Raw genomic sequence first — 13,448 nt, 5'->3', positions numbered from 1 at the left:
ATTTTTCAGCAATTCCGGTTCTTGGCAATTCTAGCCCACCGCAGTTCTAGTTTTTGTCGTTCTTTACCCACCATGAGGGAATATCAACGCCGCTTGCTTCCGGTTGCGGTTCGGGAATGCCGAATTTGTCCCAATAGGCAATATTGAGATGTTCGGCATACCATTGGGGAATAACATAATAATTCCACAACAAAACACGGTCGAGAGCACGGGTTGCAGCAACGAGTTCCTCACGATCTTTTGCATAGATGACACGTTCGATAAGTTTGTCGACAGCCGGATTTTTAATACCCGCAACATTATAGCTACCCGGCCGATCAGCGGCTTTCGAGCCCCAATATTCCAATTGTTCATTGCCGGGTGAATCGCTTTGGCCGATGACCTTGATGACAAGATCGAAATCGAAATTTGCTTCACGATTTTGATATTGTGAAGCATCAACCACACGCATGGATGCATCGATTCCCAAACGTTGAAGATTGGCTATAAAAGGTGCTGTCGCACGCTCGAATGCCATATCACTCAGCATCACTTCCAATGTAAAAACTTCACCCTTTTTATTGACAAGCCGGTTCTGCTCCAAATGCCAACCGGCTTCATTCAACAAACGCATGGCTTCTGTCAGATAGCGCCTTGATGAATCGGGCTTGTCATAAACGGGGTTGGAAAAGGGTGTGGTAAAGACTTCGGCCGGCACTTCATCTTTAACCGTTTCAAGAATTTCAAGTTCCTTTCCCTGCGGCAAACCTTTTGCCGCCAGATCAAGCCCGTCAAAATAGCTCGAGATGCGATGATAATCATTAAAAAACAACGATTTATTGAGAGACTCGAAGTCAAAAGCGAGGTTGAGTGCCTGACGCACGCGCCGGTCGGCAAATTGCGGACGGCGGGTATTGATAAAAAATCCTTGCATACGTCCCGAGCCATGAAAGGCGAAACTGCGCCGGATAACTTGCCCGTTTTTGACCGCTGGAAAATCATAGCTCTGGTTCCAGCGCTGGATACGGTTTTCCAAATTCCAGTCGACGAGATTACCTTTTTTGAAAGCTTCCCATGCAGCGTTCGGATCAAGAAAATAGCTATAATGCTCTTTATCGAAATTGAACCGCCCACGATTGACAGGAAGATCGGCTGCCCAATAATTTTCAACCCTTTTCCAGGTAATCGATTTTCCGGCTATAAAACTTTCAACCTCGTAAGGCCCTGACCCCAAAGGTATTTCGAGAGTTGGCGCAGTAATATCCCGTTTTTTACCTGTTGCATCGGTTCCTTCCCACCAATGTTGAGGTAAAACCGGCATTTGCCCCATCACATAAGGGAGTTCGCGATTGCCTTTTTCTTCAAACAGAAAGGTGACTTCATGTTCACCGGTTTTTTCGGCTTTTTTGACCGAATGATAATAATTGTTGAAAAATGGCGAATTGCTTTTCAAAACATTGAAGCTCCACACCACATCCCCGGCAGTAATGGGGCGACCGTCATGCCATCGGGCTTTTTTGTTCAAGCGGAATTTTACCCACGAAAAATCGTCCGGATATTGTGCAGCCTCGGCAATAAGGGGATAGTTGACCGACGTTTCTTCGGTCGAAGGTGCCATCAGTGTATCATATTGTTCCCCGCCGCCGCGGGAAGAAAAACCCGCAGCAGGTGTACCTGTAACAATATAGGGGTTGAAACTGTTGAATGTGCCGGTGCGACTATCATTAAAAGTGCCGCCTTTGGGCGCATTCACATTGACATAATCATAATGGGTAAAATTGTCGCCATATTTGGGTTCAACACCGAGAGACAGGCTTGTGCGCCACTCTGGATCGGCGATAGCTATACTATTAAGGGCGAAAAAGAGACAAAAAGCCAATCCGAGTTTCATCAAATCCCCAATCGATTTCAAGATAGCCGATAGAAAACAGATTTTATTGATTGTTATTCTTAAGGGGTTAAATGTGGCAATTCAACCGGCGCATCGGAAAGACTACGCAAATAAAGAATAAGATCGGCTCTGTCTTTCTCATCCTTCACACCATTGAAAGCCATGGCCGTTCCGGGAATATATTTACGCGGGGAAGCAAGATAGGCGTCAAGCGTTGCAAAGTCCCATGTCTTGCCATTTTCTGCCCGCATGGCGCGCGAATAAGTATATTCGGAAACGGAAGCAAATGGCCTTCCCACTATTCCATATAAAGGTGGGCCGACACGTGCAGGGCCATTTTTTGCCGGTGTATGACATAAACCACATTGGCCGAATACTTTGCGGCCATTTTCAATATCGGCCTGCTGAAGCCTTGTCACCAGTGATATTTGTTGTTTCGGCTCTACCTTTTCGGTAACCGGTACTTCTTCACCGTTGATTGAATAAACAATTTTTGCCGGTTGCTGATGGTCATAAACAAGGTCACTGCCATAAACGATTAGAAAAAGAAAAACAGCCCAGAGAAGACAGGCGGCGATAAGGTCATTGACAGTGGATACCTTCATAAAAAATTCGGTCGCTTAAATTTTATAGATGTTGAAAATTTAAGTCTTTTGCGTCATCAACGCAATATCTATAAATCGGATAGAATAAACTGGGATAATAATCTTCAGGACGATGATGATGGCTTTTTCTACTCTTATACTTATTCCTGCCCGCATGTCTTCAACACGACTTCCCGGAAAGCCTCTGGCCGATATTGCCGGAAAGCCGATGATTGTACATGTTGCCGAACGCGCCAATAAGGCAAATCTCGGCAGGGTAGTTGTTGCAACCGACCATGAAGACGTTGCCAATGCTGTCAAAGCACATGGAATGGAAGCTGTCATGACCCGTCCCGACCACCAGTCGGGTTCGGACCGTATCTATGAGGCATTAACGCTTCTTGATCCGGATAACCGTTTTGATGTCATCGTCAATGTACAAGGTGATTTGCCGACGATCGCGCCGCATGAAATTGCCGCAGCATTGGAACCACTTGAAAACCCTGAAACGGATATTGCCACTTTGGGGGCTGAAATTTCGGTTGAAGAGGAAAAAGTCAATCCGAATGTGGTGAAAATCGTCGGTTCGCCGATCGGAAAAACCAGATTGCGCGCCCTTTATTTTACCCGTGCCACAGCACCCTATGGCAAGGGGCCGCTTTACCATCATATCGGCCTTTATGCCTATAAGCGCAAGGCACTTCAACGTTTTGTCTCGCTACAACCTTCCTATCTTGAAAAGCGGGAAAGCCTTGAACAATTGCGCGCACTTGAAGCAGGTATGCGCATTGATGCGGAAATTATCGAAACTGTGCCTTTAGGGGTTGATACAATTGAAGATCTTGAACATGCAAGAGAAATGATCAGAGCGGGAAAATGACAAAAACCAATAAAATCGCATTTCAAGGTGATTACGGCGCCAATTCCGACACAGCTTGCCGGAACGTATTTCCGGATATGGATCCGTTACCCTGCACGACATTTGAAGACGCTTTGCATGCGGTCGAGAGCGGAGAAGCCGACCTTGGCATGATTCCGATTGAAAATACGCTTGCCGGACGTGTTGCCGATATTCACCATTTGCTGCCGCAAACAAAACTTTTCATCATTGGCGAATATTTTTTACCAATTCATTTTGAATTGATGGTGCTGCCGGGTGTCAAACGTGAAGAGATAAAATCGGTTCATAGCCACATCCATGCACTGGGACAATGCCGCAAAATTATCCGGGACAACCATTGGCAGGCGGTCGTTTCATCCGATACGGCGGGTGCTGCCAAATTCATCAAGCAGGCAGGCGACCGCACACAGGCAGCCCTTGCACCAAAACTTGCTGCCAAACTTTACGGCCTGGATATCATTGAAGAAAATGTCGAGGATTCGGAAAATAATGTAACGCGTTTTGTTATCCTTTCGCGGGAAGAGAAACGCGCACCAAAACCAGAAAACGGCGAAAAGGTCATGACCAGTTTTCTTTTCCGTGTGCGCAACGTTCCGGCAGCGCTTTATAAAGCCATGGGAGGTTTTGCAACCAATGGCGTCAACATGACCAAGCTTGAAAGCTATCAGGTTGGCGGCACATTCAACGCAACACAATTTTTTGCCGATATTGAAGGCCACCCCGATCAGCTGATGGTGCGCCTTGCTTTGGAAGAACTAGGCTTCTTCTCGACCAAGGTCAGAATAGTCGGTGTCTATCCGGCAAGTCCTGTCCGCGACACGAAAATCTATGGGTGAGGTTCACCGGCTTAGCGGGACGGTGCTCGTAAATCACAGAAATTGGCAGAAATTTGTCGATTGCTATTTGTGCGTTTCGAGCATGAATTTTCACCCGAACTTTTGTCCTGCTTTTGGCAAGCCATACTGTTTATAGATTGAAGACAATCGGGTAAGAATTTTTTGGCCATAATGATGAGGGGTAGAGAAATAGCCGCTCTCAAAGCTTGAGATAAACAAAAGTGGTTTTTGTATTTTCCGTTCGGTCAGAGTGTTCGGTTGCGAGCCGTAAAGACAAGCTGTTTCAAACAAAAAACCACAAACGGATAGTTTTCGAGGCACTCGGCTAAATTATATAGCGGCGATTTTTCAAAGTTCACAAAAACCACCGCCACCAAAAGCAATATCCTAGTCGATAAACTTCTTTTCCAGCCATTCCTTTATCAGAAAATTGGCAATTGCCGCGCGAGGTGGCAAATGCAAGCCTTGTTCATGGCGACCGGCCATCATGAGTGCTACTTCCTGACGGGTAAACCAGCGCCCGTCTTCCATCTCGTCATAGCCGATGGTAATCTTATCGTCGAGCGCTTCGGCATGACAACCGAGCATCAAAGAATGCGGAAACGGCCAAGGTTGGGACGCAATATAGACCACCTTGCCCACCGGTATTCCCATTTCCTCGCGTGTTTCCCGACGCACTGCCATTTCCAATGTCTCGCCCTGTTCGACAAAACCGGCAAGGCAGGAATAACGCCCCTTTTCAAAACTCGGTGTGCGGGCAAGCAGGCACTTGTCCCCAAAATGGACAAGCATGATGGCAACCGGATCTGTTCGTGGAAAATGCTCGGTCCCGCAAGCCGTGCAGATGCGCTTTGCACCACCTGCCGCAATCCGGCTGGGCTTGCCACAACGCGAACAAAAACGGTTATTTTTGTGCCACATGAGCAATGAATAGGCTTGTGCGAGAACGCCCGATTGGGTCTGGCTGAAAAGTGCGCGGCTATAAGCTTCCCTCAATCCCACCTGATTGAATGGTGAAGGGGGTTGACCGGCAAATTCTTCAACCGGCAAAGCAATAACCGGATTTTCGTCTTCCCAACCAAGCAGGCAGGCTTCTTCCCATTGCGGCTTGAAGAGCTCTAATGATTTTTCATCAAGATAGAGATCGGCTATCCCTTTAATATTCCGATAGACGATTGAAAAACCGTTGAGCACAATAAAACGCGCATGATGGTTTCTCTGGTCGGCCACGATTGTATCCGTACGCTTTTCAAGCTGACGGTTGATAGGGTTTCCGATAAATGCAATTGCAGAAGATGTCATATTCAATCCAGCCTTAATTTCAATCGAGCCTCAGTTGCAGCTTACGAATAAACTTGCGAGCGGCTTCATCGCTATAGGGAACGGGTTCTCCGTATCCCCAGACCGTTTTCGGCCAATTTATATCGCCTTCGTTGCGCGCGATAATATGCACATGAAGTTGTCGCACGATATTGCCGATAGCGGCTGTATTAACTTTATCGCATCCGGTGATGGCTTCAAGTGCTACGGCAACCTCGTTCATTTCGGCAACAAGGACCTGTTCATCATCAACGGAAAGATGATGTATTTCTTCCGCTCCGGCAATGCGAGGCACAACAATGAGCCACGGCCAACGGGAATCATTCATGAGCCGGACATCGGACAAGGCAAGCTCGACAATGAAAAAACTGTCTTTTTCCAAACGTGGATCAAGTTTAAATGGCTGTTGCAACGTATTTATCTCCATGTTTTTCGTTTCACGACTTGCTTTTTGTTTCAAATTAGCGATATCAACGCCGGGAGGTTGGTGGTGGACGAGCCACTCGCCAACCGGGTCAGGTCCGGAAGGAAGCAGCCCTAACGAGCTTCGGCACGGGTCACAGTGCCAGCCTCCCACTCATTATACCAATCACATCTTATTCAGGTCACGTCTTGTTTATTGGAAAATTCGGGCAATGGTATTGTGAAAAATTGCCTGAACTGTCGAAAATCCCCACCTGAAATCCTATATTCAACACAATTGGTTGACGCAGACGTCGTCAAAGTTCACATTCAGGAAAATCACATTTCGGAAACTGGAAGAACACATGGAAAGCACTGAGGCAGAGACAGGTTATCGCGTTCTCGCCCGAAAATATCGGCCGCAAAATTTTTCCGACCTTATCGGTCAGGAGCCGATGGTGCGCACACTTACAAACGCATTCGATAGTGGACGTATACCGCAAGCATGGATGTTGACAGGCGTTCGTGGCGTTGGAAAAACCACGACAGCCCGCATTCTTGCGCGTGCCCTCAATTACAAGACCGACACAATCGATAAACCGACAATCCATATGGACAAGCTCGGTGAACATTGTAAAGCTATTATGGAAGGCCGGCACGTCGACGTGATCGAAATGGATGCGGCATCCCATACCGGTATTGACGATATAAGAGAAATCATCGAACAGGTTCGCTATCGTCCGGTTGCCGCCCGTTTCAAAGTCTATATTATCGACGAAGTCCATATGCTTTCGACACAGGCCTTCAATGGTCTGTTAAAAACGCTGGAAGAACCACCGCCGCATGTAAAATTCATTTTCGCCACAACAGAAATCCGCAAAGTTCCGGTGACTGTCTTGTCGCGTTGCCAACGCTATAATTTGCGGCGGGTTGATTCGAATGTTCTGGCGGCACATTTGAGAAAAATCTCCGATCTTGAAAAAATCGAGGCCGAAGACAATGCTCTTGCCATGATAGCTCGTGCCGGAGAAGGTTCTGTTCGCGATGCGCTTTCAATTCTTGATCAGGCGATTGCCCATGGTGGCGGCAAAGTCGATGCCGCTTCTGTGCGTACCATGTTGGGGCTTGCCGACCGCACCCGCATTATCGACCTTTTTGAAATGATTATGAAAGGCGATGTTGCCGGCGCTTTGAAGGAATTTCGCGATCAATATGACGGCGGAGCCGATCCGCTTGTCATTTTGAACGAGCTTGCCGATTTCAATCATCTGGTGACCAGACTGCGTTTTACGCCCGAAATTGCTGATGATATTTCGCTTGTCGAGGAAGAGCGGGAACGCGGGCTTGATTTTTCCAAAAAACTGTCGGTGCGCGTTCTCTCGAGCACCTGGCAGATGCTTCTTAAAGGCACACAAGAGGTTGATTCGGCTGCAAGTCCTATCGATGCTGCCGAAATGCTTCTGATCCGCCTCACACATGCTGCCGATTTGCCAACGCTTGACGAGGCGCTGAAAGCCCTTGGCGAGGGAAAGCCTGCCATCAAACTTCCACCAAGTTCCGATGGGGCACAAGGCACAGATGATTCGCATAGTGTGAGCGGCAATTCCGAAAAAAGCAGTGCCAATTCCGGAAAAAATATCATGGCAGAAAAATCCGCACCAAAACATGCATTGGCGGATAATTCGACCGGCAGTGGCAATGCTTTTTCGACAGAAACTCATGAAACTGCCCGTGCAGAGAGTGATAATAGCTCTCGCAATAACGCCGTTGCAGAACAGAAGAATTTGCAAAGCTCTTCCCCGCAAAAAGTGCCAACCATGCAATTGGTGAGCACGTCTTCAGCCGCGTTGGAGCCGGACGAACAGGCTTTACAAGACACCGCAAAAAATAACGAAACAGCCGAAAAGAACAGCGAACCGGAAGTAAACAAGGTTATTCTTCATTCCTTGCAGGATGTTGTCGATCTTGCCGACAAACATAATGACATGCAGTTCAAACTGCTGGTCAAGGAATTTGTGCGCCCGGTTTCGTTCCGCCAAGGCCGTATCGAGTTTGAACCTGCTGAAGGTATGCCTCGCTTTTTTGCTCATGACATAGCAAAAATGCTCCGAGAGTGGACAGGCGAACGCTGGACAGTAACGGTCGTCAACGAGGGCGGCGGATTAACTTTGCGTGAAGAGGACGAGAAAGCCCATCAGGCACTTCTATCTGATGCCGAAGCCGACCCCGATATTGCCAAGATTTTGAGATATTTCCCCGGTTCAAAAATTGTCGATGTGCGTGTCAACAAATCCGACGATGGTCTTGATTTGACCAATAATGACGATATGACTGGTGAAGACGACGAAAATGACCAAGGAGAGTAAATCCCATGCGTGACATGATGGGTATGATGAAAAAAGCCAAAGAAATGCAGGCAAAAATGCAGGCCATGCAGGATGAAATGGCAAATATTCAGGAAACGGGAACATCCGGCGGTGGTCTGGTCAGCGTGACTTTGACCGGTCAGGGAACGATTTCTGCAATCAAGATTGATCCTTCACTGGTAAAAGCTGATGAAGTTGAAATTCTCGAAGACCTGATTATGGCTGCCCATAATGAAGCCAAAGCAAAAATTGAAAATACAATGGCTGAAAAAACCAAAGAAATTACTGCCGGCCTACCAATCCCTCCCGGTTTCAAACTGCCGTTCTGATATATTTGCGTCGATTCTCGCCGAAAGATGAGGGCAAATAGAAGCCATCACAAAAGCTTTGTTTTATTAAAAGAACAACGGCTTTTGTTTTCGGTGAGCTAACCACAACCGGTAAACGGCCTGTCAAATAGCTATCAGACTTCAATTCTTCCGTTACAACCCTGTACTTCATGTCTTGCAGCTTGATCTGTGAATAAGTGCATCTTGCATAAGAATGCTTTTGCTTTTTTCACAAAAGGGAGAATTAAACTGGATAATCATGCTGTCGAAACGTAAGCAAGAAATGGCGTGAAGAAGAATTGCTTGAAGCAATCATTTTGATTAAACGTTCCTTGTTTTACGCCATTCCGTCCCGCTCTTCCTATCAGAAAAGAGCCCGATTTACCGGTTTCACTCAACAACTGGTATTTTCCGGAAGTTTGCATATATATTTTTAAAAGAGTTCATCCATGTCAAAACATCTCGCGGGTCCAGAAATAGAAAAGCTCATCCAACTTCTTGCACGTGTTCCCGGTCTCGGGCCACGTTCGGCAAGACGGGCTGCACTTTTCCTGATCAAGAAAAAAGAAGCTTTATTGAAGCCGCTAGGCCTTGCCATGCAGGATGCTGCCGAAAAGATACGTATCTGTTCTGTCTGCGGTAATGTGGATACATCCGACCCGTGCTCTGTGTGCACCGACCCGAGGCGCGATCAATCCACAATCATTGTTGTCGAAGATGTCTCCGATCTTTGGGCGCTGGAACGGGCGGGCACCATGCAGGTCAAATATCATGTTCTGGGCGGGCACCTGTCGCCTCTTGATGGCATTGGGCCGGATGATCTTAACATTGCAGGTCTTGTGAACCGTGTGGCCGAAGGCAATGTCAAGGAAGTGATACTTGCGGTCAATGCAACGATTGAAGGCCAGACAACAGCCCATTATCTCACTGACCAACTTCACCCCTATCCGGTGAAAATTACGCGTTTGGCACATGGAGTTCCTGTTGGCGGTGAACTTGATTATCTTGATGATGGTACTTTGGCTGCGGCGTTACGAGCAAGGACGAGTCTTTGAAGAATGTTGAAAACGCTCCGTTTTTTTACAGCATTTATCCTTCTCTTTGCCGCTTTGGTGGCAAATGCCTCCGCCGTTGATCGCGACGCGATCAACGGGCAATTTACAAATTGGCTTAACAAGGATTTTTATAAAGAGGCTCTCAAATCCGGAATTTCGGCCGGAACATTTTCTGAAGCCCTTTCCACAGTTGTGCCCAATCTCGCATTACCCGACCTTGTGATTCCGGGAGAAAAACCGAAAACGCAAAGGCGCCAACATCAGGCGGAATTCAGCGCACCGGCCAATTATTTTTCGGCAAAAACACTTGCTCGCCTTGTTAGTGACGGCAAAACACAATTGTCAGAAAATCGTGGAGCTTTAAAAAAATTAGAAAAACAATATGGCGTTCCGGCCTCGATTGCACTTGCCATATGGGGACGGGAAACCAATTATGGTAATGTTAAAATTCCCTATAATGCTTTTGAAGTTCTCGCAACCAAAGCGTTTATGAGCACACGAAAAGACATGTTCAAAACCGAGCTTATCGCTGCCTTGACGATTGTACAGGACCATTACATGGATGCGGCTTCCATGAAAAGTTCATGGGCGGGTGCGTTAGGCCAACCGCAATTCATGCCAACATCCTATTTGAAATACGCTGTCGATTTTGATGGTGATGGCCATCGTAATATCTGGACATCAACACCCGATACTCTCGCATCTATTGCAAACTATCTGAACCTTAACGGTTACAGGGCGAATGCCGGTTGGGGCTATGAAGTTAAAGTTCCCGAAACTGTCGGCTGTTTTCTGGAAGGGCCCGATCAGGGGAAAATGTTAAGCGAATGGCAAAAGCTCGGCATATTACCTCAGTCCGATAAAAACGTCTCCGCGCTTGATAAAAGTCGTCCGCTCTATCTCCTGATGCCGGAGGGACGTCTGGGACCAGCCTTTCTTGTAACCGACAATTTCTATGTCTTGAAATCCTATAATATGAGCGACCTTTATGCGCTTTTTATCGCTACAGTCTCTGACGGAATTGAGGGAAAACGTGGCTTTATCGAGCCATGGCAAAAAATTGACGAGCTTTATCAATCGGACGTTTTAAACTTGCAAACAAAATTGCAATCGCAAGGATATGATATCGGCAAAGCTGATGGTTTTGCAGGCTTCAAAACTCGCCGTTCAATTGGCTTATGGCAGCAAAAACACGGACAGAAGCCGACCTGTTTTCCAAGTCGTTCTTTAATTGCGGATATTCGCTAAATGGCATCACATTCCGGTTCCAAAACAGTCATCTATGCGGCACTCGCAGGCAATCTTCTCATTGCGCTTACTAAATTTGTTGCCGCTTCTTTCACCGGTTCGTCGGCGATGTTGTCAGAAGGTGTGCATTCGATTGTCGACACCGGCAATGAATTATTATTATTGCACGGTCTCAAGCGTGCATCCATTCCACCTGATCGTGTGCATCCTTTCGGCCACGGACGGGAGCTTTATTTCTGGAGTTTTATTGTTGCCTTGCTGGTCTTTGCATTGGGTGCCGGCGTATCCTTTTTTGAAGGTGTTTTACACGTTCTCAACCCTGCGGAAATCCATAATGTAACCGTCAACTATATTGTCTTGGGTCTATCGGTGTTTTTTGAAGGAACGTCCTGGCTTTTGGCTTTGCGACATTTCCGCCGCACAAAAGGTAAACTTGGCTATCTTGCTGCTGTTCACCGTTCCAAGGACCCGACTGTTTTTTCCATTCTTTTCGAAGATAGTGCGGCACTTTTAGGTATCGCGATTGCTTTAAGCGGCATTACCGCTTCAATTCTTACCGGCAATTTTATTTTTGATGGTATCGCTTCACTTGGAATTTCCGTCATCCTTGCTGTCACTGCAATTTTTCTTGCACGCGAATGTAAAGGATTGCTGCTTGGCGAGGCTGCCCTTCCCGAGGTGCAAAAAGCAATTTTCAACATTGTATCTGCCGACCCCGACGTGCAAAAAGTCAATGGAATTATCACCCAGCAAATGGGTCCCAATCAGGTGGTCGTCAATGTCAGTCTCGAATTCGAAGACAAACTGACCGCACCAAAGATAGAAGAATGCGTACTTCGTATTGAAAGGAATTTGGCGATTGCAAGACCGGAAGTGGTGGGTTTTTTCGTAAAGCCGCAAACAGCCGGTATCTGGGCGAGAAGACGGAAAAAAATTGAAGCAAACCACGAAGACAATAATGATAGCGATGAAGAGTAGAAAATAGTCGCACCGCCTCTATAAAGCCGGTCTTTCCGGTTTTAATTCAACAAAATAAAATTTTAAAAAATTACTATGAACTCAATAATATAATAATCCTCATCTCTCCGACATGCTCGGCTATTTTGTCGAACAGGATATGAGCATTCAAAAGAACAGTGAAAACCGCTGCCGTCCGCCTTTAACAAAACCGGCACTTAACAAAACCCGCACTGCTTTATGCCTGCGCGTGCTGCCAGAATATGCTTTTAGCAGTTCGAAAGTTCCGGTTCATGTTACCAGAATTTCTGCAGTAAATATAATTCGAAACGATAGTCTTTGACCGTCTATCCGGCTTAATCTTTCTGGCGCAATCTTACGATAAGATCGACATGGGAAATCTCCATGCCTTCCGGTGGTTCGGGCAAATTGCCGACAATCGGTTCTCCTTCGGGGCCCGAAGGAATATCCACAATCTCGTTCTCGCCTTCCAGAAAGAAGTGATGGTGATCGGATGTATTGGTGTCGAACCAGGTTTTCGAACCTTCAACGGCGATAATCCGCAAAAGCCCTGCCTCGGTAAATTGATGAAGCGTATTGTAGACTGTTGCCAGAGAAACCGGAATCGAAGCCTTCACCGCTTCCTCATGCAATTCTTCAGCGGCAATATGACGGTTTCCTTTGGAGAATAATAGATCAGCCAAAGCCATGCGTTGCCGTGTTGGCCGCAATCCTTTTTCGCGTAAGCGTTTTTCCAATTCTACCGGCGAATGATAAATCACTATTTTTTCCGCGTTGTTTGATGTTTCCCACCAATTCCGGCTAAATTATATATACTGAAAAGCATTTGCAATCAAGTATACTTGAATATTGTCATCACCTTTAAAACCGCGTTTTTCCCCACTTCTACCGGCTTATTAACATCAATATCGCAAATAAAATTGACCGAGATCACGATTTGTCATCAAAAACTGTCGAAAAGCGGTTTCAACATTGTTGAATATGCTCTAAGAGTATGTCGTAAAAAAGCGCTAAGAGTTATAAAGTGCTGACGGATGGAGTAACAATGGCTGAACAAAAGTCTAGCTACACGTATGAAGAGCTTTTAAGCTGCGCACGCGGTGAAATGTTCGGAAAAGGCAATGCACAATTGCCGGCTCCGCCAATGTTGATGTTCAACCGTATTACCGAAATCAGTGAAAATGGCGGTGAACACGACAAAGGTCTGATTCGTGCCGAATTCGATATCACTCCGGATTTATGGTTTTTTGCCTGCCATTTTATTGGTGATCCGGTCATGCCTGGCTGTTTGGGGCTTGATGCTTTATGGCAACTCACCGGTTTTTTCCTCGGTTGGCTGGGCGAACCCGGCAAGGGACGTGCGATATCAACAGGAGAAGTGAAATTTTCCGGAATGGTTACCCCGAAGACAAAACTTGTCGAATATGGAATTGATTTCAAGCGTGTCATGCGTGGTCGGCTCGTTCTCGGTATTGCCGATGGCTTTGTCAAAGCTGATGGTGAAATAATTTATAAGGCAGCCGATTTGCGTGTAGCCTTATTCAAGGAAGAGTGAGTAT

General features: G+C 46.6%; 13 protein-coding genes and 1 other RNA gene. 9 read left to right on the top strand and 5 right to left on the bottom strand.

The window, feature by feature from the left end:
* Positions 1-46 precede the first annotated feature (46 nt).
* Together BBC0178_RS01590 and BBC0178_RS01585 are read right to left on the bottom strand one after the other, a co-directional pair.
* Positions 47-1,870: an extracellular solute-binding protein gene (locus tag BBC0178_RS01590; protein WP_078038963.1), complete on the bottom strand. Its 1,824-nt coding sequence runs from the start codon at positions 1,868-1,870 to the stop codon at positions 47-49.
* A 59-nt stretch (positions 1,871-1,929) separates the two neighbouring features.
* Positions 1,930-2,475 carry a c-type cytochrome gene (locus BBC0178_RS01585; RefSeq protein WP_078038962.1) on the bottom strand — a complete coding sequence of 182 codons (546 nt, stop codon included), beginning with the start codon at positions 2,473-2,475 and terminating at the stop codon, positions 1,930-1,932.
* Positions 2,476-2,593: 118 nt separating this feature from the next.
* Here BBC0178_RS01585 and BBC0178_RS01580 point away from each other — a divergent pair, with 118 nt between their 5' ends.
* Both BBC0178_RS01580 and BBC0178_RS01575 read left to right on the top strand, forming a co-directional pair.
* The gene (locus BBC0178_RS01580) at positions 2,594-3,334 is read left to right on the top strand and encodes a 3-deoxy-manno-octulosonate cytidylyltransferase (protein WP_078040298.1); all 741 of its coding nucleotides are present in this window, start codon (positions 2,594-2,596) and stop codon (positions 3,332-3,334) included.
* Positions 3,331-4,191 carry a prephenate dehydratase gene (locus BBC0178_RS01575; RefSeq protein WP_078038961.1) on the top strand — a complete coding sequence of 287 codons (861 nt, stop codon included), beginning with the start codon at positions 3,331-3,333 and terminating at the stop codon, positions 4,189-4,191. The genes BBC0178_RS01580 and BBC0178_RS01575 overlap by 4 nt, the downstream gene beginning before the upstream one ends.
* Positions 4,192-4,578: 387 nt before the next feature.
* Here BBC0178_RS01575 and nudC read toward each other — a convergent pair whose 3' ends face one another.
* Together nudC and BBC0178_RS01565 are read right to left on the bottom strand one after the other, a co-directional pair.
* A complete protein-coding gene (gene nudC / locus BBC0178_RS01570; protein WP_078038960.1) occupies positions 4,579-5,493 on the bottom strand; it encodes an NAD(+) diphosphatase in 915 nt (304 codons plus the stop codon).
* Between the two features lie 19 nt (positions 5,494-5,512).
* Entirely contained in the window at positions 5,513-5,923 is a 411-nt protein-coding gene (locus tag BBC0178_RS01565; protein WP_078040297.1) for an HIT domain-containing protein, read from the bottom strand.
* Between the two features lie 67 nt (positions 5,924-5,990).
* Between BBC0178_RS01565 and ffs the strand changes: the two genes are divergently transcribed.
* From ffs to BBC0178_RS01535, 6 genes are all read left to right on the top strand, one after another.
* Positions 5,991-6,088, top strand: an RNA gene (gene ffs, locus BBC0178_RS01560) — signal recognition particle sRNA small type.
* A gap of 190 nt (positions 6,089-6,278) precedes the next feature.
* The gene (locus BBC0178_RS01555; protein ID WP_078038959.1) at positions 6,279-8,279 is read left to right on the top strand and encodes a DNA polymerase III subunit gamma/tau; all 2,001 of its coding nucleotides are present in this window, start codon (positions 6,279-6,281) and stop codon (positions 8,277-8,279) included.
* Positions 8,280-8,284: 5 nt separating this feature from the next.
* Entirely contained in the window at positions 8,285-8,608 is a 324-nt protein-coding gene (locus tag BBC0178_RS01550; protein WP_077970174.1) for a YbaB/EbfC family nucleoid-associated protein, read from the top strand.
* Between the two features lie 449 nt (positions 8,609-9,057).
* Positions 9,058-9,663 (top strand): recombination mediator RecR, encoded by a 606-nt coding sequence (gene recR, locus BBC0178_RS01545; protein ID WP_077970172.1) that lies wholly within the window; start codon positions 9,058-9,060, stop codon positions 9,661-9,663.
* A 3-nt stretch (positions 9,664-9,666) separates the two neighbouring features.
* Entirely contained in the window at positions 9,667-10,911 is a 1,245-nt protein-coding gene (locus tag BBC0178_RS01540; RefSeq protein ID WP_078038958.1) for a lytic murein transglycosylase, read from the top strand.
* Positions 10,912-11,889, top strand: a complete 978-nt coding sequence (locus tag BBC0178_RS01535) for a cation diffusion facilitator family transporter (RefSeq protein WP_077970163.1) — start codon at positions 10,912-10,914, stop codon at positions 11,887-11,889.
* Between the two features lie 335 nt (positions 11,890-12,224).
* On the opposite strand, the gene irrA is transcribed toward BBC0178_RS01535, so the two are convergent.
* Positions 12,225-12,650, bottom strand: coding sequence for an iron response transcriptional regulator IrrA (irrA, locus tag BBC0178_RS01525; protein WP_078038956.1), 426 nt, complete (start codon positions 12,648-12,650; stop codon positions 12,225-12,227).
* A 284-nt stretch (positions 12,651-12,934) separates the two neighbouring features.
* On the opposite strand from irrA, the gene fabA reads away from it, so the two are divergent.
* Entirely contained in the window at positions 12,935-13,444 is a 510-nt protein-coding gene (gene fabA, locus BBC0178_RS01520) for a 3-hydroxyacyl-[acyl-carrier-protein] dehydratase FabA (RefSeq protein WP_077970160.1), read from the top strand.
* Positions 13,445-13,448: the final 4 nt, after the last annotated feature.

Source organism: Ditibartonella apihabitans (assembly GCF_002007485.1).
Classification (GTDB): Bacteria; Pseudomonadota; Alphaproteobacteria; order Rhizobiales; family Rhizobiaceae; genus Bartonella; species Bartonella apihabitans.
This window is presented reverse-complemented; position numbering and strand designations above follow the sequence as displayed.